Annotated in this window: 15 protein-coding genes and 4 pseudogenes; 9 read left to right on the top strand and 10 right to left on the bottom strand. The window is 60.5% G+C overall.

The features are described 5' to 3' along the window. Positions 1-216: 216 nt before the first annotated feature. The 5 genes from mdlC (at position 217) to AWB75_RS27505 (ending at position 7,197) form a co-directional block, all read left to right on the top strand. Positions 217-1,830 (top strand): benzoylformate decarboxylase, encoded by a 1,614-nt coding sequence (gene mdlC / locus AWB75_RS27525; RefSeq protein ID WP_061127190.1) that lies wholly within the window; start codon positions 217-219, stop codon positions 1,828-1,830. Positions 1,831-1,867: 37 nt separating this feature from the next. Continuing rightward, the gene (locus AWB75_RS27520; RefSeq protein WP_061127189.1) at positions 1,868-3,319 is read left to right on the top strand and encodes an aldehyde dehydrogenase; all 1,452 of its coding nucleotides are present in this window, start codon (positions 1,868-1,870) and stop codon (positions 3,317-3,319) included. Between the two features lie 74 nt (positions 3,320-3,393). Then, entirely contained in the window at positions 3,394-4,329 is a 936-nt protein-coding gene (locus tag AWB75_RS27515; protein WP_087086913.1) for a ketopantoate reductase family protein, read from the top strand. A gap of 188 nt (positions 4,330-4,517) precedes the next feature. Further along, positions 4,518-5,894, top strand: coding sequence for an MFS transporter (locus tag AWB75_RS27510; protein WP_061127188.1), 1,377 nt, complete (start codon positions 4,518-4,520; stop codon positions 5,892-5,894). A 157-nt stretch (positions 5,895-6,051) separates the two neighbouring features. Beyond that, positions 6,052-7,197 carry an alpha-hydroxy-acid oxidizing protein gene (locus AWB75_RS27505; protein ID WP_087086898.1) on the top strand — a complete coding sequence of 382 codons (1,146 nt, stop codon included), beginning with the start codon at positions 6,052-6,054 and terminating at the stop codon, positions 7,195-7,197. Between the two features lie 546 nt (positions 7,198-7,743). Here AWB75_RS27505 and AWB75_RS27500 read toward each other — a convergent pair. The 6 genes and pseudogenes from AWB75_RS27500 to AWB75_RS39335 all read right to left on the bottom strand — a co-directional run bounded on the left by AWB75_RS27500 (position 7,744) and on the right by AWB75_RS39335 (position 16,135). Continuing rightward, positions 7,744-10,341, bottom strand: coding sequence for a 2-oxoglutarate dehydrogenase E1 component (locus AWB75_RS27500; protein ID WP_087086896.1), 2,598 nt, complete (start codon positions 10,339-10,341; stop codon positions 7,744-7,746). Positions 10,342-10,591: 250 nt separating this feature from the next. Next, positions 10,592-12,214 carry a methyl-accepting chemotaxis protein gene (locus tag AWB75_RS27495; RefSeq protein WP_061127185.1) on the bottom strand — a complete coding sequence of 541 codons (1,623 nt, stop codon included), beginning with the start codon at positions 12,212-12,214 and terminating at the stop codon, positions 10,592-10,594. A gap of 1,187 nt (positions 12,215-13,401) precedes the next feature. After that, positions 13,402-14,598 (bottom strand): hypothetical protein, encoded by a 1,197-nt coding sequence (locus tag AWB75_RS27490; RefSeq protein WP_061127184.1) that lies wholly within the window; start codon positions 14,596-14,598, stop codon positions 13,402-13,404. Between the two features lie 320 nt (positions 14,599-14,918). After that, positions 14,919-14,969, bottom strand: a pseudogene (locus AWB75_RS39340) (SET domain-containing protein-lysine N-methyltransferase); the annotation flags it as partial. Positions 14,970-15,546: 577 nt separating this feature from the next. Then, positions 15,547-15,819 (bottom strand): annotated as a pseudogene (locus AWB75_RS27475) (HU family DNA-binding protein). Then, entirely contained in the window at positions 15,806-16,135 is a 330-nt protein-coding gene (locus AWB75_RS39335) for an aminotransferase class I/II-fold pyridoxal phosphate-dependent enzyme (RefSeq protein WP_407642171.1), read from the bottom strand. The pseudogene AWB75_RS27475 and the gene AWB75_RS39335 overlap by 14 nt, the downstream one beginning before the upstream one ends. A gap of 375 nt (positions 16,136-16,510) precedes the next feature. Here AWB75_RS39335 and AWB75_RS27465 point away from each other — a divergent pair, with 375 nt between their 5' ends. After that, positions 16,511-16,852 carry a hypothetical protein gene (locus tag AWB75_RS27465; protein WP_061127182.1) on the top strand — a complete coding sequence of 114 codons (342 nt, stop codon included), beginning with the start codon at positions 16,511-16,513 and terminating at the stop codon, positions 16,850-16,852. Between the two features lie 369 nt (positions 16,853-17,221). Here AWB75_RS27465 and AWB75_RS39525 read toward each other — a convergent pair whose 3' ends face one another. Beyond that, positions 17,222-17,452, bottom strand: coding sequence for a hypothetical protein (locus AWB75_RS39525; RefSeq protein ID WP_159462812.1), 231 nt, complete (start codon positions 17,450-17,452; stop codon positions 17,222-17,224). A 371-nt stretch (positions 17,453-17,823) separates the two neighbouring features. Here AWB75_RS39525 and AWB75_RS27455 point away from each other — a divergent pair, with 371 nt between their 5' ends. Continuing rightward, positions 17,824-20,577 carry a UPF0182 family membrane protein gene (locus AWB75_RS27455; RefSeq protein WP_061127180.1) on the top strand — a complete coding sequence of 918 codons (2,754 nt, stop codon included), beginning with the start codon at positions 17,824-17,826 and terminating at the stop codon, positions 20,575-20,577. A gap of 1,200 nt (positions 20,578-21,777) precedes the next feature. Here the strand turns inward: AWB75_RS27455 and AWB75_RS27445 are convergent. After that, a complete protein-coding gene (locus AWB75_RS27445) occupies positions 21,778-22,020 on the bottom strand; it encodes a hypothetical protein (protein WP_143749393.1) in 243 nt (80 codons plus the stop codon). Positions 22,021-22,239: 219 nt separating this feature from the next. Continuing rightward, positions 22,240-22,350 (bottom strand): annotated as a pseudogene (locus tag AWB75_RS39655) (IS6 family transposase); the annotation flags it as partial. Positions 22,351-22,674: 324 nt separating this feature from the next. On the opposite strand from AWB75_RS39655, the pseudogene AWB75_RS38755 reads away from it, so the two are divergent. Further along, positions 22,675-22,980, top strand: a pseudogene (locus AWB75_RS38755) (type II toxin-antitoxin system RelB/DinJ family antitoxin). Beyond that, complete coding sequence (locus AWB75_RS27435) at positions 22,977-23,276, top strand: type II toxin-antitoxin system RelE/ParE family toxin (RefSeq protein ID WP_061127177.1); 300 nt, start codon at positions 22,977-22,979, stop codon at positions 23,274-23,276. The pseudogene AWB75_RS38755 and the gene AWB75_RS27435 overlap by 4 nt, the downstream one beginning before the upstream one ends. Here the strand turns inward: AWB75_RS27435 and AWB75_RS27430 are convergent. After that, the coding region (locus AWB75_RS27430) for an IS30 family transposase (RefSeq protein ID WP_143746513.1) at positions 23,244-23,779 on the bottom strand (536 nt) is incomplete at its 5' end. The genes AWB75_RS27435 and AWB75_RS27430 overlap by 33 nt on opposite strands.

The following is a 23,779-nucleotide window of genomic DNA, read 5'->3' as shown; positions in this document are numbered from 1 at the left end:
ACCCTGGCCTACGGTATCGGCCATCGACTGACATGGGTCATGCAAAAACCAAGCAGAAACAGCAAGTTACGTAAAGATGTGATATTTCGGAAAATTCTAAACCCTTAGCCTGAAGGTAAAGGGTTCCACGCAAAAAAGCAATATTCAAGCATGACCCATAAATCCATACTCGTTTCACCGAAGAGCAGAAACGCTCTTGACCAAAGAGGAATCGCAATGACAGGCAGCGACAAACAAAGCGAAGGAAGCGGTCCGTCGACACAAGCCACCGTTAGGGACGTCGTCATCAAGCTTGTACGCGGACTGGGGATGACGTCGATCTTTGCTAACCCTGGATCGACGGAGCTTCCGATGTTTCGGGACTTCCCTGCCGACTTCCGATACGTCCTGGGCTTACAAGAAGCGGCAGTCGTCGGGATGGCCGATGGCTATGCGCAAGCGACCGGAAACGCAGCGTTAGTGAACCTTCATTCTGCGGCCGGCGTCGGTAACGCGATGGGCAACATCTTCACGGCATTCAGAAATCAGACGCCGCTTGTTATCACGGCGGGGCAACAAGCCCGTTCGATCTTGCCCTTTGACCCGTTCCTTTCCGCCGCACAGGCAGTCGAGTTGCCCAAGCCATACGTGAAGTGGGCGATTGAACCTGCGCGTGCACAAGACGTGCCGCGCGCGCTAGAGCGCGCGTATCACATTGCGATGCAGGAGCCGCGTGGGCCTGTCTTCGTTTCAATTCCCGTGGATGACTGGGACCAGCCTGCGGAGTTTCATGAGCGCGCGACTGTCAGCAACTCGGTCCGTCCTGACCCGCAGGCATTGGCGAAACTCGGCGCAGCGCTGGACGCATCGAGAACGCCTGCTCTCGTGGTGGGTGCGGGAGTCGACCGGGCTGGCGCATGGAAGGAAGTTGTTCAGCTGGCCGAGAGACATAATGCACGCGTCTTTGTCGCGCCGATGAGTGCTCGTTGTTCGTTCCCCGAGGACCACCCACTCTTCGCGGGATTTCTCCCCGCGATGCGTGAAAAGATCGTCTCGCTGCTCGCTGGGCACGACGTCGTTTGTGTCCTTGGCGCGCCTGCCTTTTCGTATCACGTCGAAGGTACAGGCCCGCACGTGCCTCCGGGCACGGCGCTTTATCAACTCATCGACGACCCCAATGTCGCGGCGTGGACGCCCGGAGGCGCTGCGGCGGTCGGCAACGTCCGCCTCGGCTTGTTTGACTTGCTTGCGCGTGCGGCTCCGGACACGCGTCCTTTGCCTGAGCGTCGGCCCAGGCCACCCCGTGCCGAGCCGTCGCCCGTGATGTCGGTCGCCTTCGCGCTGCAAACCCTGGCGGAGGTTCGCGACCCGAACGACGTTGTCGTTGAAGAGGCACCAAGTTCTCGCCCGGTCATGCAACGGTATTTGCCGTTCACAAAGAGCAATACCTTCTTCACGATGGCTAGCGGCGGCTTGGGTTACGGCATGCCTGCAGCGGTCGGCGTTGCGCTCGCTCTTCCCAAGCGCAAGGTGATTGGACTGATCGGAGACGGCTCGAGCATGTACTCGATCCAGGCGATCTATAGTGCTGTGCAAATGCGGCTGCCCATCACCTTTGTCATTCTGAACAACCAGCGCTATGCCGCGCTTCAAGAGTTTGCGCCGGTGTTTGGATTCGCTTCCGACGACCCTGTTCAGGGCACTGATCTTCCCGGTCTGGATTTCGTGTCGCTTGCCCAGGGCATGGGTTGTAAAGGTCTCCGTGTCTCGGACGCCGCGGAGCTTGCAGAGAAGTTGAAGGAAGCGCTCGAAGCGGGCGAGCCGCGTCTTGTCGAGGTCGTGGTTGCCTGAAGGACCTACACGAAAAGAGAAACATACGGCGGAGACTATGAAGACGATTTCGATGCTCATCAACGGAGCGCATGTCGGCGCGAGCAATGGCGCGACATTCCAACGTTCTACCCCCTTGGATCAGGACGTCGCAAGCGTGGCCCCTGCATGCACGCTGGACGACGTTCGTGACGCAGTGAATTCAGCTGCCGTCGCGTTTGCTCATTGGTCTCAGCTGGGCCCGACGCAGCGTCGCTCCTATCTCCTTAGGGCGGCGCAAGCGCTCGAAGGAAAGGCGGATGCGTTTGCTTCCGCGATGGCGGCCGAAACGGGCGCTTCGCGCATCTGGGCTGACTTCAACGTGCGATTGGCCGCTGACGGTCTGCGGGAGGCAGCGTCGCTGACCACGCAAATTTCAGGCGAAGTCATTCCGTCCGACATCCCCGGCAGCCTGGCGATGGCGGTTCGGCAACCGGCAGGCGTATGCCTCGGGATTGCGCCGTGGAATGCGCCTGTCATCCTTGGAGTCCGTGCGGTTGCGCTTCCACTCGCTTGCGGTAACACGGTGGTATTGAAGGGCTCGGAAACTTGCCCGGCGACGCACGCACTCATCGCGGACGCCTTCATGGATGCAGGGTTGCCTGCAGGCGTCGTCAACTTCGTCACGAACGCGCCTGCTGATGCAGGTCCGGTTGTCGAGGCGCTCATTTCGCATCCGGCTATCCGACGTGTCAATTTCACGGGCTCGACAAAGGTCGGGAAGATCATCGCGGAAAGCTGCGCACGGCATCTCAAACCGTCTGTTCTCGAACTGGGCGGAAAGGCCCCGCTAATCGTGCTGGACGACGCCGATATCGCGGCAGCCGTCGATGCTGCAGCTTTCGGCGCCTTCGCCAATTCAGGACAAATCTGCATGTCCACCGAGCGCATCATCGTTGATCGCGCAATCGCCGACGACTTTGTTCTTCGGCTTGGCGAAAAGGCTAAGACGCTGCCGCTCGGCGACCCTCGAAAGGGGCCGGTCGTGTTGGGCTCCGTTGTCGAAATGGCGACGGTACAACGATGCAACGCCTTGATTGATGACGCCCTGCTCAAAGGCGCGACCCTGGTCTGCGGAGGAAGAGCGGACAGCACGCTTATGCCTGCAACGCTCGTCGATAACGTCGGGCCGAACATGCGGATCTACAACGAAGAAACGTTTGGCCCTGTCAAGGCAATCGTGCGCGTCGACGGCGAAGAAGAAGCGATCCGATGCGCTAACGATAACGAATACGGTCTTGCTGCGGCGGTGTTCAGTCGCGATGTCGCGCGTGCGATGCGGGTGGCCAGCCGCATCCAGTCCGGGATTTGCCACGTCAACGGGCCAACCGTTCACGACGAAGCGCAGATGCCCTTTGGAGGCGTCAAAGGTAGTGGCTTTGGCCACTTCGGCGGACAGGCAGGCATTGCCGCTTTTACCGACTTGCGCTGGGTTACTGTGCAAACGTCGCCCCGACACTATCCATTTTGAATCGCACCCTCGCCAGCCTCGCAGCTTACCCGTCAACCTCAGGTAAGACCGCAGCCGCGGTCGACATGTCAACTATGGAAATCGCCGTACTCGGTGCAGGAGCGATGGGGTCGTTGTTCGGCGGCCGCCTCGCTGAAGCCGGTCACTCAGTGACGCTGATCGACATCAATCAACCGCATTTGGACGCTATCGGTGCGAAGGGCCTCCGCTTGGAGATGGATGGCGATACTCGCGCCATCACGAACATCAACGCGATACGGCCCGAAGCTACGGATAAATCGCCTGCCTTGCTGTTGGTCTTCACGAAGTCGATGCACACCCGCGCGGCCTTGTCCGGCATCGAGCATCTGCTCGGCGAGACAACCGTCGTGCTCACGCTGCAAAACGGACTAGGGAACGTTGAAGCGATTCGAGACTTCGTGCCGCTCTCCACTGTGCTTGTCGGCGTTACCACGTGGCCCGCGGACCTTGTCGGGCCCGGCACGGTGAGCAGTCACGGCGAAGGGAAAATTCGAATGATGAGCGCCGACGGTGAACGCACTTCCGAGCTCAATGCCGTCGCCGAGGCCCTCAATTCCGCCGGATTGAATTGTCAGATCGACGACAACGTCTGGGCAGCTATCTGGGAAAAGGTGGCGTTCAACGCAGCGCTCAACAGCATCTGTGCCGTCACCGGGACGACGGTAGACCAGCTTGGACTGCTGGACGACAGCAAGAGCCTGGCACTGACCGTTGCGGCCGAGGTCATCTCAGTGGCGAATGCCAGCGGAGTTTCGGCGGATCTGGGCGTGTGCTCGGCCAACATCGTTTACGCGATCGAACAGCACAAGGGGCACAAGCCGTCGATGCTGCAAGACGTTCTGGCCGAGCGAAAGACAGAGATCGAAGGCATCAACGGCGCAGTCGTTGAAGCGGCCCGCAAATTCAACGTGTCCGTTCCGCACACGGAGACATTGGCAAAACTCGTCAGGCTTATCGACGCGCGGAACGCATCGGCCGTTGCGAAGTAGATAGCCGCGGGCACGTCAACAGAGAACAACAAACGTCCGCGATCATGCATCAAAAGACGCGTCGATCAACTCGGCGCAGCGTACCCAGGAGACATCGCCATGAAGATATGTTTTGCCACGCTCCCGCGCGACGTCGCGGACCCTGTTGCAATCGACAGACCATCGAATGCGTGCGCGGAGGTCGAGCAATGAATCCGCAGACCTTCAGCGCTTCGAAGACTGCTGACATCGGCAGTCTTCTCGACGACGGACCATTCACGCTCATTCAGAAGTTCGTCGTTTGCCTGGCCGCACTGTCGATCATCATGGACGGCTTCGATGGCCAGCTCATCGGTTACGCCATTCCCACCATCATCAAAGAATGGGGCATAACGCGCAATGCATTCGCGCCGGCCGTGGCGGCGGGTCTGGTTGGCATGGGCGTCGGGAGCGCTTGCGCTGGCTTGTTCGCCGACAGGTTTGGCCGGCGCTGGGCGCTCATCGGTAGCGTCGTGGTGTTCGGCGCGGCAACCTGCGCCATCGGGCTTGCCCAAGACATACCGATGATTGCCGCGCTTCGGTTTATCGCAGGCCTGGGCATCGGCGGAGCGCTTCCCAGTGCCACGACGATGACGGCAGAGTTCACCCCGGCACGTCGCCGCACGCTCGCCGTCACCTCTACCATCGTTTGCGTGCCGCTCGGGGGCATGCTTGCCGGGTTCTTCGCCGGTGCCGTCTTGCCGACCTTCGGGTGGCGTGGCTTGTTCTTCATCGGTGGCACGGTCCCCTTGGCCCTTGGCATTCTGCTGTTTTTCGTGTTCCCGGAGTCTCCCCGCTTTCTCGCTCGTAAAGAACAGCGCTGGACCGAGTTGCGCGCGCTCCTTGCGAGAATGTCGCGGCCGGTTAGTGCGCAGACGACTTTCGTCGACGCCGCCGAGCAAAGGCTCGAGCAACGCGACGGCTTCGGGTCGCTCTTTGAGTCGGCTCAGCGACGTAACACGATTGCTATCTGGGGTGCGTTTTTCATGTGCCTGCTCGCGGTCTATGCCGCCTTTAGCTGGCTGCCGACCATGCTCGCATCCGAAGGTCTTCCCGTGGCACTTGCGGGTTCGGGTCTGACCGCATACAACCTGGGCGGCGTCTTCGGGGCACTCATCTGCGCCTTGGCCATCACGCGTTTTGGTTCGCGTTGGCCGCTCCTGGTGTGCTGCGCCGGAGGATGTGCGAGCGCCTTTTTCTTGCGAGGCGTTGACGTGGCAAGCCATACGAGCCTCTTGGTCATCGGTCTGGGCGTCCACGGTCTCTTCGTCAATGCAGTTCAGTCGACGATGTACGCCTTGTGTGCGTATGTCTATCCGACCCGCGTGAGAGCAACCGGCCTCGCTTCGGCGCTCGCGTTTGGACGGCTCGGTGCGATTCTGAGCGCATTCGCTGGCGCCGTCGTCATCACCGTGGGCGGAGCGTCCCTTTATCTCGCGATGCTCGGAGTCGCCATGCTGTTGGTACTGATTTCGCTGTCGGCAGTGAGAAACCATATCCCGGCGCTTCGTCAGAAGCGACTGGTCACGCAAGTCGTCACTGAGTAACGCGAGGTCGGCGACTGGCATGAGCGGCGCTTTCTTGCTCCGCCTGCCAGTCGCAACTGCGGTTGGTCTTCCTCTGTCGTCGCTCGACGGCCCGTGGCAAACGCTAAGAAATTGCTTTCTTTCGCACGTTTCCAGTTCGGTCAAGCAAGACACAATCATGGCAAGAGCATTTCCCGGTATCTTCTCCGTCGGTGACTATCGTTCCGCGGCTCGGCGTCGGTTACCGAGGATGGTATTCGACTATCTCGAAGGCGGGGCCGACGACGAGTCCGGCCTGACGCACAATCGTGCGGCCTTTGACAAGTGGGAATTGCGTCCCCGGCGTCTTGTCGATGTGAGCGAGCGTGTGCAGTCTACCGAGCTTCTGGGAAGAGAAATTTCGTCCCCGCTTTTGATCGCGCCGACAGGTCTCAATAGTGCGTTTTGGCCCGACGGAGATCTTGCGCTTGCACGCGCTGCAAGCAAGGCTGGAATCCCGTTCGCACTCTCTACCGCGTCGAACATGTCGATTGAAGAGGTATCAAGGGGAGCGGACGGAGACTTGTGGTTCCAGTTATACGTAGTACACCGGAATTTGGCGAAAAGCTTGGTCACGAGAGCGCGAGAGGCTCGCTATTCGACGTTGATCCTGACCACGGACGTCGCGGTGAATGGGTTCCGGCAGCGCGATCTGCGAAACGGGTTTGCTATGCCATTCAAAGTCACTCCACGAGGCGCTCTCGATGGGATTTCGCATCCCCGTTGGCTGTGGTCCTACCTGACGAATGGTATGCCGCAGTTGAAGAACTTCGCGACCGATGACGCCTCTGATACCGCCTCCCAGACTGCGGTGCTGCGGCGAGAAATGGACGCGAGCTTTAGCTGGGACGACCTCCGTCGCTTGCGCGATGACTGGCCCGGAAAGCTGCTCGTCAAAGGCGTCGTGACGGCGGAAGATGCCGCGCGATGCATGGAAATCGGCGCCGACGGTGTCATAGTCTCGAATCATGGTGGACGACAGCTTGCGGATCTTCCTGCACCGATCGACGCATTGCCGAGCATTTCCGATGCGACTCCGACCACCGATCTCATTTTGGACAGTGGTATTCGAAGAGGGGCCGATGTGGTAAAGGCGGTCGCATTGGGTGCGACGGCCGTGATGCTTGGGCGGGCCACCTTGTACGGGCTCTCCGCGAAAGGCGAGGCCGGTGTGTCCGATGTCATCGCAATGATCAAAGAGGAAATCGACCGGACCCTCGCGCTGATCGGGTCCAGTTCGATAATGGAGGTCAATCGGAGTTGTGTCGCTCGGCGGCCTGTGTAGCGAAGGGGACCGCCGGTACATTGACGCGATTTTTTCCGCGGGTGATCGTGACGATGCGCCCTCGACACGGCGAGCGACTGGCCGTTGCACTCCCTCGAGAGACGCTCGGCGTACCTAACGCGAAACGGCAGAAGTGGGTCGTGAAGACTCGTTCGCCGGTCAAGATACCGACCTTTTACCGGGCCACGTCGCGAATGACAGCAATGCGGCGAGCTGCAGCCGCGCAGCGGACGAACGGCGAGCGTCGGCTTTGGCCGAGGCGTCCGCATTCGTCTAGAAGGGGCTCGGCCACTGAGAGACGGTCATCGAACCTTCGCAATTGACGAACCAACGGCGCGTTACGCTCCAGACTTCCGACAACTGCCAGGTGCCCTTCGCGCGGTCGGCTACAGGCAGCTGTAAGAGCATGTGAGGCAGACGCACGGAAGAGCTTTGCAGACGTGCTAGATTGCACAGCTGAAGGGACAGGATGGGCTCGACCTGCACTTCACGTGGACAAGACCCCGACTACAGCCATGCGAGCGACGATGTCCTCCTACTCTCCTACTACCGTGCGGCCGCCGTCAATGCCGCCGCGACCAGCCGCGCTTGTTCCCGACGATGCGCCGCCACGGAAGAATGCGCGCCGGCCGGCGTCGCGGTGCGGCATACCTCGCGCAGGACGCAATCGGCGGGCAGCGCGGTCTCAAGTTCGTCGCGAACGAATCGCCATGCGCCCTGATTACGGTCCTCCTCTTGCGCCCACGTGACGCTGCGCAAGTCGATGAACGAGGCGAGCACCCGCCGGAGCTGGTCATGCGGGAACGGATAGAGCTGCTCGATGCGGATAATCGCCGTCGATTCGTCGCCGGAAGCGTCGCGAGCATCGCGCAATTCGTAGTAGAACTTTCCGCTGCATAGCACGACGCGTTTAACCGCACTTGCATCTGAGATACGTTCGTCCCCCAGCACGCATTGAAATGCGCCGTCGATCATCTCTCGCAGCGGCGCATGCGACGCCACGTTGCCGTAAAGCTTCGACTTCGGAGACATGACGATGAGCGGCGTCCGACGTTCGGTCGTCGCGTGCTGGCGAAGCAGATGAAACCATTGCGCCGAGGTCGAAGGCACGACAATCCGCATGTTTTCGTCCGCGCAAAGCTGCAGGAAGCGGGCCAGATAGCCGCTCGAATGCTCCGGACCGACGCCCTCATGACCATGCGGCAGCAATACGGCGAGCGCCGACTCATAACCCCACTTGAACTCGCCGGCCGCGATGTACTGATCGATGAAAACCTGCGCGCCGTTGACGAAATCACCGTACTGCGCTTCCCAGACAGTCATCGTGGCCTTCGTTTGCACGCTGTAGCCATACTCGAATCCAAGCACGGCCTCTTCGGTCAGCGGCGAGTTCGCGATGTCAAACCGTCCCTGCTTCGCGGCGATGCCACTGAGCGGCACATGACGGTGGCCCGGCTCGTCGTGCGCATCCTGCGCATGCCAGACGGCGTGGCGATGCATGAACGTGCCACGCCCCACGTCGAGACCCGATAGCCGGATATCATGCCCGGCTTCGAGCAAAGAGGCATACGCCATGTTTTCGGCGAAGCGCCAGTCGGCCGGACGGTTCTCGTTCGCGACGGTGTCTTGCCACGTCGCGAGCATCGCAGATATGATCGGATGCAGCGACACGTTCTCCGGCACACGCGTGATCGCGGCAGCGAGCGCCCGCAGCCGGCTCAACGACAGTTGCGCGCCGGGACGAACGGTCGCCTCGCCGGTCGCGTCGCCGTTCGTCTCGCCATCTTCTGGCGCAAGGGCCTCTGCAACGGTGCCATTCGATCCAAGCCTGCGCAGCGCATCGTCGCGCAAGGCGGGAAGCGCGGTGCCGCCACCGGTGGCGATGTAGTACAGCTCCGTCACGGTCGGATGCATGTCGATCGCCAACTGCAACAGCGGTTGCGTGACTGCGGGAACATCGTGCTCCGAATGCCCGAGGCGGCGATAACCGATCAGATCGATCACAATATCCGCCCCGTGCTCCTTGCGATAGTCATACGCCAGCCGCGCTGCACGGACGACTTCTTCCGGATGATCCGCGTTGACGCGGACGACCGGTGCGTCGATCATGCGCGCGATATCGGTGCAGTAAGCGTGGTCGCTTGCATCCATCCTGTTCGGGGTGGTGAAGCCGATCTGGTTGTTCAGGATGACGTGGACGGTGCCGCGCAAATCATAGCCGTCCTTGCGCGTCATATTCAGCGTTTCCATGACGACGCCCTGGCCGGCGAACGCGGCGTCGCCATGAACTGCAACCGTCACGCAATCCTCGCCTGGATGGTCATCCTGCCATGCACGAGCCATGCCGCTGACGACAGGGTAAACGCTTTGCAAATGCGATGGGTTGTGCGCCAGAAACACGAGGACGTCGCCGTTCGGCGTGCGCTTTACGACCTCACCGCCCAAATGGTACGGCAGGTCCGTTTGAACGGCCGGGAAATCCGAGTCAGGATCGAGGCGATCTATCATTTCCGCAGCAGGGAACCCCATCACGTTGACAAGCGTATTCACCCGTCCGCGATGCGGCATACCGAGAAACAACTGCTGCGTGCCGTCGCTTGCCGCGCTTGCGATCAGCGTGTCGAGAAGCGGCACGAAGCTCTCGCACCCTTCCAACGAGAAGCGCTTCGCATCTTCGTGGCGTGCCGCGACGAGGCGTTCCCACATTTCGGCGTCGAGCAGACGCGCCAGCAGCGCCTCGCGCTGTTGCTGCGTGGGCCGCGAGAGAACGCGATCGCTCTCCATCTGCTGGAATAGCCATGCGCGGCGCGACTCGTTGCGCACGCCGCTGCAGTCGAGCGCCAGCGCACCACAGTAAGCCCGCGTGAGCTGTTCCTCAAGTTCGCCGACCGTCGCCGCCGATGCGAACGATGCGTTTTGAACGGCGATCGTCTGCGATGCGTCGAGTCCGTGATGGAGCGGCGACAACGCCGGCGCGTGTCCCGGCGCGGAGAGTCCAAGCGGGTCCAGCGTCGCCAGGAGATGGCCATGGTTGCGGTAAGCGTCGATCAGGGCCGCCACTGCCTGCGCTGCGGCGTCAACATTCTTTGAGCGGTCGGCGGCGGTTTCGTGAACCGGAGCTTCGTCAATAGGGTCTTGGTACATGGTATGGGCTGGGTGTCGGATAACGGTTATTCGGATTCGCCGTTCTCCCCGCGCCCGATCGAGACGCAATCCGGGCGAGATCAGAGGAGGAACTCGGTCAACAGACCGCGAGTCGGCTCGGCGAGCGTCTGGTTCTGCGCTGCCGGTCAACTGTTTTTGCAGGGCCGGAATGCTGGTCCGGCCCCGTGTCTCCGTCCATCCTGCAACAACCTTCAGCGAGTGCGCCGTTCGCGACGGCGCCGTATGGCGATCAGCTGATTGCGAGCATCGGCACGGTGGGCGCCGCGTCCGCTTGGCTCACTTCTCGTGCGAACTTCGGCGCTTCGGCGGCGTCGAGCTTGAAGGAGGCGACCAGTTGTGTCAGTTCAGCGGCTTGATCGCGCAACGACTGCGCTGCGGCCGCACTTTCTTCGACGAGCGCGGCGTTCTCCTGCGTAACCTGATCCATTTGCGTGACGGCCTGATTGATCTGCTCGATGCCGTCGCTCTGCTCGCGGCTCGATATGCTCATTTCACCGACGATGCTCGTTACGCGCGAAATGCTGCTGAGCACTTCACGAATGGTTTGGCCCGCTTCCTCGACGGTCTGGCTGCCCGTATCCGCGAGACCGACTGAGTTGTCGATAAGCGTCTTGATTTCCTTGGCCGCCACCGCGCTTCGCTGGGCGAGGCTTCGGACTTCGCTCGCGACGACGGCAAAGCCGCGTCCGTGTTCGCCGGCCCGCGCCGCTTCGACAGCGGCGTTAAGCGCGAGTATGTTCGTCTGGAAAGCGATGCCCTCGATCACAGTGATGATGTTCACGATCTCGCGCGATGAAGCGTTGATGGCGCCCATCGTATCGACGACGCGGTTCACGGCTTCCCCGCCTCTGCCGGCAATCACTGAGGCATCCGATGCGACGCGGTTGGCTTCCAGCGCGTTGTCGGCGTTTTGCTTCACGGTGGAGGTAAGTTCGTCCATCGCGGCCGCCGTCTGTTCAAGGGCGCTGGCCTGCTGCTCCGTGCGGTTCGAGAGGTCCATGTTGCCGCTCGCGACTTCCCGCGACGCGTGCGTAATCGTTTGCGTCGCCGTGCGCACATTGCCCACGATGCCGTGCAGGTTCTCGATCATTCGCTTGAGCGCGCCCTGCAGTCTGCCGATTTCATCCCTCGACGCGACGTCGAGCCGATGCGTCAGGTCGCCGTTCGCCACAGCTTCGGCAAGGTTGACCGCTTGACGAATAGGCTTGGTAATGCTGCGCGTGATGACGATGCCGGTGCCGATCGCCGCGAGTATTGCGGCAAGCGAGAGCAGCACCATCTGGATGCGCGCGTCGTGGCCGTCTTCAGCAGCCTTGGTCGCGGCTGCCTGCATCAGCGCGGCCTGATAATCGACCATCTTGTCGACCAGCAGGTAGTAGTCGTCCTGTTGACGGGCGAGATCGCCGAGATACAGCTCGCGCGCGTCCTGCTGCTGGTTGCCTTTGACGAGATCAAAGAATTTACGGACGCTAGCGCCATAAACCGTACGCGCGCCGATCTGCTCCTTGAAAAGCGCCTTGCCGTCATCGCTTAACAGGAGTTTTTCGAGCTTCGCATACGCTTGTGCATTGGCGGTACGGATCGCCACATATTCGTCGATGAAGCGCTTTGCCTGATCCTCCGACGAGGCAAGCAAGAGCTTGCTCAAGATGCCATTGGCCTTGTAGCCATTAGTCTTTATGGTGTTGCTCAGCGCGATCAGCGAATAGTGCTCGCTGACGACGTTATCCATTTTCTCGTTGCTCGATTCAAGATGCGCGGTTCCCAGTGCCGCGGTACCGATCATGAGCGCGACGACTACGCCGAACGCGCAGCCGAGGCGAACTCCGATCCGTAGGTTTTTGATTTGCATGATTCAATCGCTCCGTCTTTTCGACTGTCCCGTTCGGGACGCTGACTCTGTCCTATTCCGGAACCCGCTGCATGAAGCGGATGTATTCCCGGGGACATGGACTCAAACAAAGCCCCCGGACGAACGTCCCAGGCGGCTGTCAGGTGATTAACGGCGATTTGTCGGAGGAATTAAGGGTTTATTAAAATATTTGCGCGGATGGCCACCGTTGAATATAGGCGCTGGGGTTCACCGACAGCTTCCGTCGTCCAAGGCGAACGCGAGGAGGGCAGACGGGGGGCGGCTACGCTTGCTGCTCGGCGCGAAGCGGCGATTTCTGAGCCCACGGGTCCGATAACCGGTTGGAAGGCGAACCGCCGTTTGAGAGAGGGTAGTGTCAACGGCCGGTGACGAGGGTTGAAGAGTCGTTCCGCCCGCAATCTATGAACGTCCGCAAAGGCCGACAAGCGGCATTTGTCTACGCCCCTATCACTAGGGAGCGTCGGAGGAAGTGCCGACGTGACGCGAAGTTGGCAACTGATACAAAGGAGTCGAAACGCATCGGAACGTCGCAATGGTGGGTCGCGCTACACTCCTCTACAACCGCGTTCGCGGCGCCGGGAGCCCCACCGCTCGGAACGAAGACATGAACCAGCCAAGACCTCTTGCCGCGCCGCGTGGACTACGCGGCTTCGCCCATTTGATCGAGCAACTCGCTCGCGCACGCCTTTCATCGACTTCATCTCTGCCGAAAGATCCGGCTCCTCCCCCGCGACACGAGGTCGTGCCCCGAGATGCGGCCCGGCGCTGATGAGCTAGCGAGGTACCCGGACAATGCGTGACGACGTGTAGTCGCAGTATGGGTCATCGCGGAACGCTCGTTTCAGTCTTAACGGAACGAAGGTAAGTTGCTGCGCTCATAAGTATTACATACCGTTGACGCTGCATCAGATGGCTACGACTGTCGCAGCGTGGGCCGCTTACCCTCTTGTGCGGTTGCCGAGCTTCTCTGCTTCTCTCGACTGGCGCTAGTTTTGGCGAAGAATGCAACAGTCCCTTGCTGACGCACGGAAACAACTCGAAGCGCTTGCGACGTCTCCATCGAGTGCGGCGAAGGACCTTGATATCAACACACTCGTTGAAGTAGAGGGACGTCGTCGAATGCTAAGCGATCGAGGTGCTGCGCAAGCCGCTTATGCTGCCCCCAGTTAGGCCAGTTTCGCTGAGAGCACCTGCGCTACGAACGAATGGGGCCCTCCGACGAGCTGTCGCACACGAGCCTCGATCTCCGTCGCCGGAACGCCACCGGCTGCGGCGGCGTTGATCGTTGCATCATACGCGTCGAGAACGTCCAAGGGCGCTATCTCGTATCCGTAGCCGGCCTCGATCCACCGCAACGCGCACAGTCCACAAGCCGTAGCGAAATGGGGCTGCTTCGCTGCAAAGTCTCGCGCCGCGCGCGTGAGTGTTTTCGGATCCGTCGGGTGGCTCGTCGCAAGCGAAAGCGCAATATCCAGCAACCCCGCGTCCTTCGCGGCGGCGAACCATTTGCCTTGCGAGCCCGGCTCGGATTCGATGAGATCGGTGAGAATGCTTTGCGCCGAACGATCGGGATACTTCTTCGCGATCGCTCGAAAGGTCGCGAGGTATGTGCCTGCTCGATTGGCGGCAATCGCGTACCGCTGATAGGCCTCCTCGGCCATTCCACAGTCGAGGAGAATCGCCTCGCAGCGCCGTGCGATGGCCCCTTCTGGCGCGTTAAGTCCGCGACTCCCTTCGGCCAAACGGACTGCGTCCCCGGGGCGCCCCAGTGAAACCAGTGCCTCGACCGCCCACCGACGATACCACCAAAATTTCAGTCGATCGCAATTGACGAGCTCCAGCAGCTCATCGAAGCGACCGGCCCTGTGCAATGCGCTTAAACACGGTATCGTCCCGACGAAAAATCCGTGCTCGTCGGCCTGCACGACGTGCCGGCTGAGTGGCAGCAATTGATCTGCCCATCGAGAGGCGAGCTCGGGCGTGACGCACAAGGTGCCCCAGTGCTCGCCCAGACCTTCGATGTATGGCATCCGGTCCTCTTGCAACGCTTCGAACAGGCGTTCTAACCAGCGCTCCCGCACCGCTTGCGGTACTTCGGCTGCGGCGATCACCGGCACGAGGGCATCAATTGCGCGATTGACGGCGCTGCCCACGGCGCCCGAGGAACTGTCAACCTGCTCGAGCGCGGGCGACAATTTTTCGAGCAGCACGACGGCGCCCTCTGCGCCCAGCACCGGGTCGATGCGCGCGGCAGAACGGATTTCAGATAACGCCTCCTTGATGCGCTGAATGGGTAGCGCCGACCTCCACCCGAAGCCGGAGCGCTTGAAGCGGGAAGCGAAAGTCCATTTATGTGCAGGCATGCCGACTTCACCACGAGAAGAACTGCATTGAAAGAACTTGAATGTCGCTGAGCGGCGTCGTCACCGACGGAACGTTGGATGACGAGACCGGCGCTCCTCTCGGGAAAATGATCGGCGAACCCGTACATCGTTGCGCGCATCGCGGCTGTTGAGGTCAGCGGCCGGTACGTGTTCCGCTCAGGGCGCCAACATCGTACCTCTACAACGCCCCGCGCCGCATCGGCACGCGTAAAGCTTTTTCCGCGCCAACGTCTTTCGGCCCTCGACAAAGAGCCGAAAATCAAAAGCTCCTCGCCTGGTTCGATATCGCGCAGCGCCCGGAAGAAGACGCGACTGCCCTGTTGCTCAGCTTCGCAGTTGGGTGCACACAGTTATGATCCACCCAGCGCGTCGAGTTGCCGCCCCGCGCCCCGTCGATCACCCACCCGTCATCGAGATCGAAGAAGAATGTATGGGCATCTTCCACCGCCTAGCGCTCATACCGACGCTGGGCTGCCTTCCACGAATTAAGCTTGCCCTTATATTCTGAGGATTCTCCTCCGTTTGGGTCCGGGCCACGACAAATATCGCCTCGTGCGTGGACGGGCGAACGAAGAACAAAGAAGCGACGCATAGATATTCGCGGATTGGCAGATTGTTGTTGTGCCGTGATGGATGCACGCGGCAAGGCGAGAGCTTGGCATAATCAGAGCGACGCGCCCTACTACTCTCTTATGCCGTCATCAACTCGCCGTCGCACGAAGCGAAGACCTTCCCGTGGCACGCTTGTGCGCTACCGGGATCGAATCGTCGAGATTTCGGGTGAAGCGCACGGTCAGCGCGTCATGAACCGGTTGATTCACCCTGATGGGCGCGAGCGCCTGACCGCGGTGAAACTGTCTAGCCTACTTCCGCTCGAAAGCCAGTTGTTCTGATGCGGCCGTCCGCACTATCCCGCTCATCGAACGTTTAAGACGCGTTGACGGCGTCCTTGGAGGCCTTGCCGGCGGAAAACCTGACCGCCTCGCGGCGACGATTTCGGCCGCCTCGCCGGTTTGCGGGTTGCGGCCTGTGCGGTCCCCGCGCCCGCCGCGGCCGAAGCTGCCAAACCCGACCAACTGCACCGCACACCGTGCGCTGTCCTTAGTGATCGTCGCCACACTGCGGTGAGCGTGTCTTCGACGACGGCCATGCTGTTCCCGGTTGCGACGCGACCGCGTCGAGCAGTTCATGCTTGTTCATTGTTCATTGAGTTCGCCTCGTTCTGGACTGACGCCATCTTACCGAAAGCAAGAGGCCGTCGAACGCTCCAGGACTTGTGATCAAGGCAGAGGAGCGCCCCGGCAACGCGCGTTCGGGACATATTTGTTGTGCCGAGCGTCCCGACACAAACGAGATGCGGCAGCGCAACCGAAGCGCCCGAGCGCGCCGCGTGTCCTTGCAGGCCGAGCACGCCGAAGCCGTGCGCATCGTCGACGATGAGCAACGCGCCGTACTTTTCCGCGAGTTCGGTGAGACGTTCGAGCGGCGCGATATCGCCGTCCATGCGTATAGGAATCGACGTGACTATCGTAAAATCATGTATCCGGAAACCCCATATGAGTTTTTCGAATGTCAGAGGACAGCATCACTATCCGACGGTTGCGGTACTTCGTTGCAGCGGCTGAAAGTGGTCAAATCTCGATGGCGGCAGCCAACGAGATGTGTCGCAGTCTGCGGTGACAAACGCTGTCGCGTCGCTGGAAGACGTACTTCGGACCAAGCTTTTGCGGAACGTGACAGCATCGTCCCCGTCCTTCGGTGACGGACTCTTCCACTCGCCGGCCGACTGAAACGACTGATGGTGATGACGGCAGTGGAACATAATGACAGGGTCGCGTCGACGAAATCTAATGGCGGGCGATCGGCTTCCTGCTCGCCTTCGCATTGAAATATGAAAGCACCTTCTGCCCGGTCCAGTTCGGAGCGCTTGTATGTGCTCGATGCGAAAAACAGGCCCGTCGAAGTGTTCGATTGCGACGAGTGGTCGCGCTGGATGACTGAGAACGAACTGATCTTCCGCCGCACGCTGCTGGACGAATCCGGCGTGACGGTCGCGACCCGCTTCCGAGGTGTGTCCGCTCAGAATATCGGGGAGGGTTCGCTGTTCGTAACGCGAATCGCCGGAATGGAAGCGCGAGACAACAGAAGCTACGGAGCACACACGCTCGATGAGGCGCTGGAGCGGCACGAGCGCATCGTCCAGAAGATCCTCCGGATGTTGACCGGGCGGTGATCGACTCGGCGCGACCATTCCCCGCGATCGCAACCATGCCCGCGCGGACGACATTGCCTGCCCGTGCGTCCGCCCGAAGGGAACGAATTCGCAGAACCTACAAGTGAAAACATACAATCGGTCAGACGCGCGCGAGATATTCCATTTCACAACTCACAAGAGCAACGTCAACATAGCGGTCAGCTACGACGTTGAGGGGAAGACCGACAACACGCCGGCCCCTCGACAGGAGATAACCATGGGCATGCTCACCTTCTAACTGGCCGCAATCACGGCACTGTCCGTCACGTTCATCGGCACCGCATCGGATGCCAAGAACTGGAATGAAGCGCATACGCGCCGGTCCGGGGTCAATCAGCGTCTGGCCAATCAGGATCGCGAATCCATCAGGAGGTCCGGGAAGGCGAGATGTCCCACAGCCAGGCGATACACTTGCATCGCGAAGTCCACCAGATCCGCCATGAAGAGCGGCTGATGGCGAGCCAGACCGGTGGACATCTCACCCGCCAGGAAGATCGCGCACTCAACCAACAGGAAATCCGGGCGAGCCGGCAAGTCGGGCAGTGAACGTGACAACGTGACAATTTCGGCGCCGCGCACGGTCCCTCGCGACCGCTCGACGTCCCGTGCGTCTCTTTCGGAGTACAGGCGTCATTCGCCTCTTCGCCTCTTCGCCTCTTCGCCTCGTAGGCGGGGCATCGGCCTTCGCGCTCATGCGGGGCCATTGCATCCTGCCCTGGGCGAGTGGCCGTTTGCGCGCGGTGCCGATGTCAATCGCCACACAGAACTACAATCATTCAATCGGTCTGAACCCACTCCGTGCGAACTTGCGTCGCACAGGTCATGGGATGGCTATGCACGGACTATCCGGGCTGCTTTGACAGTCCGTTCAGCCGCGCTCGGGGCAGATCGGCAGTCCGCGATTGATCCGATCGCAGCAGGCATGGGCGACGGCCAGCACAGGAGGGACTATGCGGTCGGGAGTGAAATCCGGCATGCGCCTGAGACGTTATGCAATCACGGCGATGGCAGTCATCGCCGGCCTGATTGTCGTCGGACGCATCACCGGCATCCTGGTCGACTGCCTCTGGTTCTCTTCGATCGGCTATGGTGGCGTTTTCTGGACCATGCTTTCCGCGAGAGTGCTGCTGTTTGCCGCGGTATTCGCAGTCTCGGCGTGCGCGATATGGCTGTCGGGGATCTTGGCGCATCGTTACGCGAGGGGCGTCGATATCTCGCAAGCGGAAGCCGCCGGTCCTTCGGGTGCGACGGAAGGCACTGGCGATCTGGCCGAACTAATCGCGCCGCGCGTTCCCTGGCGCTCCAGTATTGCCGGCGCCGCGGTCGTCTTTGGCCTGTTTTTCGCCGCCAGCGAAATCTCGAGCTGGGATATCGCGCTTCGCTTCATTTATCAGGTGCCTGTTGGCGAGCGCGATCCGATCTTTGAGCGGGACATCGGCTTTTATCTTTTCTCGCTACCTGCGTATGTCGCGCTCAAGAACTGGCTGCTGCGCTTGGTCTCCTGTACCGCGATCCTGGCAGGTGCTGTCTACGGGTTGCGCGGTGACATCGCGCTGGGGCGCTTACCACGGACGCTCTCGCCCGCCGCCATCGCTCATGGTTCGGCGCTGCTCGGTTTGTTCTTTGCGGTGAAGGCCTGGTCGTGGTGGCTCGACCGCTTTCTGCTGCTCTATGACGACAACGGCGTCGTGGTCGGGGCCAGCTACACCGATGTCCACGTCGAGTTGCCGGTCCTGTGGATGCTTGTCGGCCTTGCCGCAGCCTCATCCGTCGCCCTTTGGATCAACATGCGCCGGCGGAGCTATCTGCAGCCTGCCGTGCTCGCGGGGCTCGTATTCGGCAGTTCGCTTGTGTTCGCTGTGATCTATCCGTCGCTGTTTCAGCGCTTCTATGTCAAACCGAGCGAGCTGAGACTGGAGACACCCTATATCGAGCACACTATCGCGCTAACGCGGCAGGCTTATGGCCTCGCAAAGATCGAGGTTAAACCATTTGCGGCCGAGCAAGGACTGACTCTCGACTCGCTGCAGGCCAATCGGGCGACCATCGACAACATCCGGCTATGGGATGTTCAACCGCTGATGGATACCTACGCACAGTTGCAGGAGATCAGGACTTACTACAAATTTCTCTCGGTGGACATCGACCGCTATCAGCTTCACGCAGGATACAGGCAGGTGATGCTGTCGGCGCGTGAATTGGAACCGGAGATGCTCCCGCCCAACGCCCAAACCTGGGTGAACCTGCACCTTATCTTCACTCACGGCATCGGCATCGTGATGTCGCCAGTCACCGAGAAATCCACCGAAGGCTTGCCCTTCTTCTATCTGCGGGATATCCCTCCCGTATCCAACGGCGGCCCGGCCATTCGCGAACCACGTCTCTATTTCAGTGAGGGCCGACAGGACTACGTCATCGTCAACAGCAATGCAGCTGAATTCGACTATTCCAAAGGGGCGGACAACGCCTATACAACGTATAGCGGGCGCGACGGCGTCACCATCGGCAGTGTGGCGCGACGCAGTCTCTTCGCCTGGCAGCTCGACGATCCCAACATCCTACTGAGCGGCTATATCACAGACCAGAGCCGGATCCTGTTTCACCGCAACGTTCAGGACCGCGTGCGTACGATCGCGCCGTTCCTGAGTCTCGACCATGACCCCTACGTCGTCGCAAGCAATGGGCGTCTGTTCTGGATACAGGACGCCTACACCGTCAGCCGGTGGTTTCCTTACTCCCGGCCGGGTTTCGGCGACGGCGCCAATTACATCCGCAACGCCGTCAAGGTCGTCGTCGACGCGTACCACGGCACGGTCGATTTCTACGTCAGCGATCCCGCCGATCCGCTCCTGCGGACGTACGCGCGTACCTTCCCGGGTTTTTTCAAGCCTTTGGACGCGATGCCACCGGAACTCCGGCAGCATATCCGCTACCCCGAAGATCTGTTCCTGATCCAGGCGCAGCTCTACCGCACTTATCATATGGATGCGCCGGAGGTCTTCTACAACCGCGAGGATCTGTGGCAGTTTCCCCGGGAGCTGGTCGGAATGGATGGCGGGAGCCCCGCCAGCACGATGCCGCCGTACTACACGATCATGCGACTCCCTGGTGACACGCGCGCCGAGTTCATCCTCATGCTGCCGATGGTGCCAAGCCAGCGGGAGAACATGATTGCGTGGCTGGCGGCGCGTTGCGATCCGTCCGGGTACGGCAAGCTCATCGTCTATACGTTTCCCAAGGACAAGCTGGTCTACGGGCCGTTTCAGATCGAAGCCCGTATTCAGCAGAATACCGAGATCTCGCAGCAGATCTCGCTATGGAACCAGATGGGCTCACGCGTCATTCGCGGTCATCTTGTGGTCGCGCCGATCGAGAACTCGATCCTCTACGTTTCTCCGCTCTATTTGCGCGCGGCGTCCGGTCAGTTGCCGGAGTTGAAGCGGGTGATTGCCGCCTATGGTGACCGTGTGGTGATGGAGGCAAGCCTGGGTGAAGCCCTGGCGGCGCTATTCAAGGAGACCACGCAAGCTGCGTCGCCACCCCGAGGCACAGTGGACGCGCGCGCGCGCGAAGCACTTGCGCACTATGACCGCGCCATTGAGCGACTGAAGGTGGGAGACTGGAGCGGCTTTGGCGCGGAACTGGATGCCCTCCGGCCGTTGCTCGAGGCACTCGGTGCCGGCCGTTCCGATGATCAGAAATGACCAAGGTGACACGTTTAAACGACCGCACGGCTCTGTGGGCGAAGGACGCTTCATGATCGGCGCGCGTCCGTCGACAGCGACCAGGTTTCACCAACCAAGCCCGCAGCGCACGACCCGCAGTGAAACCGGTCGCTCCTAGCGCCCACGAGCTCGCCAAACTGCAACGCAGCAAGTGTCATAGAGCGGTGGGCTCAACAGGATCTCAGCCTGACGACCCTGACGCGAGAGTTCTTTCCGGGTGGCGATCCTACCGTCGGACTTCTCGACTTCTCAATACGTTTGCGGTCTTTGCGGTCGCTTTTGCGTTCGCCCGCTCTGAAGAGCGCAATACGTGACGCGCTGCTGCTGCACGGCAGTTCCGACTTGACTGATCTGTTGACCTGTCGCGGGTTCATCTGTTCATCTGCGAGATCGTCGGCCAGCAGAACGCGCGCAACGCCAAGCGTATCGAATCCGACGGTCATTCCCTTCAGCCACTGCCCGACGCACGCACCAGCGATTTCCAGCGTCGGTCGTTTCTGCCCGTCGTTTCTAGGAGACCTTGCATATTGACTTGCGGACTCGGAGCATACGGTCCGAATAGAGACTCGTCCTGATACGCTCGTACACGATCAAGCCACCGATGACGAACGGCGCGAACGCGTTTATCCGGCGCGGGCGTCGCGAGATACGCCTCTACGGCTCGCTCGACCTCCGCCTGGCACGCCTTGCCCAACGGTTCTTCCCGCTTCTTGTCCCACATCATCTTATGCATCAGGTAGCGGCGCAACCGGCGCAGCGGCTTGGATTCCTATTGCTGACTTCGATGTTGACGCTGGCAGCCGTGATCATGACTCGCCTCTGCATCCTTGCGGATTCGTAGTCCTTCCTGCATCGACAGGCTCATGTTTTCTGCGTGAATCCGACCTTCGCGGCGGATTCTCGGCACTCGTTAGCCCGATCCCTTATCGCGACAGTTCCAGTTGGCGTGCACGAGCAATTCACCTAGAGTACAGATTAACCGGCTGCCTTTCGCATGTTCGCCATTCCCGCCTGGCGCGATAGCAGCTCCGGGAGGTATGTCGTGTTGCGCCAGTGTCTTTCCCGTCTTCTTTTGCGCGTCGCGGTGCCGATAGCGATGCTCGCGGGCATTGCGTGCCTTGCCTACTTACCCGCGTGGCGGCGTGGTCGAATTTCGCAAATCGAATGCAAAAACGCGCCTTATGTCACGCGTGCATAAGAACGAATGTAGGCGCGCAACATGTCCCCCACGGTCGAATCCAGATTCGTGACTTCGGGCCATTCGCCAAGCGCCGCAAGGGCGTCGCACAAGGTTGCCCGCAAGAGCTCACGATTCCCTTCCTTCAGGATAAGGAGCCCATTGAGCGCCAATGTCGCCGAGAATTCACGTGATCCAATCCTTTCAGAGACTTCCATTTTTCCCTCCGCCATTGCCTTGGCCATTCCGATCATCCGCTCATTGGTTCGCACGAGGATGCTCACCGATGACAGTCACTTAGCAATTAGCGGGCCGGCTCCGCGTGCATCCGCGTAGATAAAAATAAATTCATCATCCATTCAAAGTCAAGGTCATCCATTGAAATGGCTTGGTCAATTTGTCGAGCTCGAAACTGAGCCACCGCGTGTGGGACCTTCGTTCAGAAGCCGGTGACGGAATTGGGGTTACCCCGGTAATTCGCACCACGCAACGAATTTCGCGCCGAGTTGTTTGCGATACGTTGAGGCGCGCAGCAGATGCCGCGTAAGTACGAAGCGTTGCCCGATCATCCCGAACGCAGGATCTGAGATCTGGCATGCAATGCGTCCTCCGGTTCGACGGCATACGACTGTATGCCCCATCGCCGCGAAAGCAGCGGCGTCGCTTCTAATACCCGCTCCAACGTCGAGAATGCAGGATGTGTGCGCCGGAACGAGATGCATGATGGGCTCATGGTCTTCCGCAAACGAGATGTCTTGGCATTGCTCGACGAGTGAGCGCATTCTCCCCGTAGCCTTCCGTGCCGTTCACATTGGTGGACACCAACGGGGCGGTGACATCGCATGTAATGCAGATGAATTACAATATGGGCACGAAGCTAAACGTAGGAGTAATTCGCCATGGCCGCGACTGCATTGGTGCAAACCCGCATCGATCCCGCGCTGAAAGAGCGCGCGGCTGCGGTGCTCGACAACATGGGCTCACCGTCTCGGATGCTGTCCGTATCCTGCTGACGCGCGTCGCCAACGAGGGCGCGTTGCCGTGCGTTTGCGACCGACCCGGCCGCACATGACGCCTGGTTCCGCGCGAAGGTGCAGGAAGCATTGGACGATCCGCGCCCCGCTACGCCGCACGACGAAGCCGGAGCCCATTTCGCTAAACGTCGCACGGCGGCTCTTCGCAAATCCGGTGAAGGTAATGCGTGAGACTTGAATGGTCCGCTTTCGCAATCGAGGATCGCGACGGGATTCTTGACTACATCGAAGAGGACGGCCCGCATGCTGCCGTCGTCGTCGACGATCGGATCCGCGCGCACGTCAGGCAACTGCTTCAGTTTCCGGAGACGGGTCGTCCGGGCCGCATGGAGGGCATCCGCGACTGGTCATCGGCCGAACACCGTATATTGCATGTCTCGATCGTCAAGGAAAGGAAATCAGTGGGCGGTTTCAAATCGAAGTGCAACAAGGGGTTAATGTTTACCGCCTTGAGGTTGGCTTGCTGAGGCGAGCGTGGCGGCGAAGACCTCGAACGGTGAGTGAAATGCGTGAGTTGCGCGCGGCCGGTTGTTCAAGCTGTCGGCGATAGCATCGAGTTCGTCCTGTGTGTAGACCGAGAGGTCGGTTCCTTTGGGCAGATACTGCCGCAGCAACCCGTTGGTGTTTTCACATGTACCGCGTTGCCAGGGGCTATGGGGGTCGCAGAAGTACACGCGCACGCCGGTGGCCGCGGCGAGTTCCTGATGCCGCGCAAGCTCCTTGCCCTGGTCATAGGTGAAGCTCTGGCGCAGGGGTTCAGGAATCGAGTTGAGTTTGGCCGAGAAGCCCGCCAGAGCTGAGGCGGCGGTAGCATCCTCCATCTTGGCAAGCAGCACCAGCCGGCTGGTGCGCTCAACCAGCACGCCAACGGAGGATTGGTTCCCAGCGCCTTTTATGAAGTCGCCTTCCCAGTGGCCAGGCAGCAGGCGGTCCTCGATTTCGGGCGGGCGCACGTGAATACTCACCATGT

This window comes from Caballeronia catudaia (assembly GCF_001544755.2).
Classification (GTDB): Bacteria; Pseudomonadota; Gammaproteobacteria; order Burkholderiales; family Burkholderiaceae; genus Caballeronia; species Caballeronia catudaia.
The sequence above is the reverse complement of the archived record's forward strand: the minus strand, read 5'-3'. Positions and strand labels throughout refer to the sequence as shown.